This is a genomic window from Streptomyces sp. AC627_RSS907 (genome assembly GCF_019049165.1).
Genome location: NZ_JAGMUE010000519.1, coordinates 1 through 665 on the forward strand (window position 1 = coordinate 1; position 665 = coordinate 665).

Here is a 665-nt window from a genome sequence, read left to right on the forward strand (position 1 = left end):
GAACTGGCCGAGCACCTGGTCCCGGTCGAGCGGTTGCGGGAGTACGACACGGAGCTTCTCGCCGCCCTCGACGCCGTCAAGCTCAGCAACGACGACCTGCGCAAGGTGCCCGACGCGGCCCGGGCCCGGCTCGAACTGCTCGACCTTGTCGGCCGCTACCGCGCCGAGAAGCGCCGCCTCGACCTGCTCGACTTCGGCGACCAGATCGCCCTGTCGGCGACCCTGGCGCGCCACCATCCGGAGGTCGGCCGGGCGCTGCGCGCGGAGTTCGCGGTCGTCCTCCTCGACGAGTACCAGGACACGTCGGTGGCCCAGCGGCTCCTGCTGTCGAGCCTCTTCGGCGCGGGCGAGCAGGCGCCGCCCGGCGAGCGGGCGCCGGGTGAGCGGACGGCGGGTGAGCGCACGTCGCCGGGCGACGGCACGCCGGGCGTGGGGGGAGCCGGCGAGGGCGTGGGGCACGCCGTGACCGCCGTGGGCGACCCCTGCCAGGCGATCTACGGCTGGCGCGGCGCCTCCGTGGCCAACCTGGACGACTTCCCTGAGCACTTTCCCCGCGCGGCCACCCGCCCCGCACACGCGGACGGCCCGTCTTCGCCCATCGACGCTCCCGCCCCCGCTGCCGAACCCGGCGACGCTCCCGCCGCCGTACGGGGCGCCCCGGCCGA

At 76.2% G+C, this 665-nt stretch carries 1 protein-coding gene; it reads left to right on the forward strand.

The features are described 5' to 3' along the window. On the forward strand, window positions 1–665 hold a 665-nt coding region (locus tag KUM32_RS36795), incomplete at both ends, for a UvrD-helicase domain-containing protein (protein ID WP_217146223.1).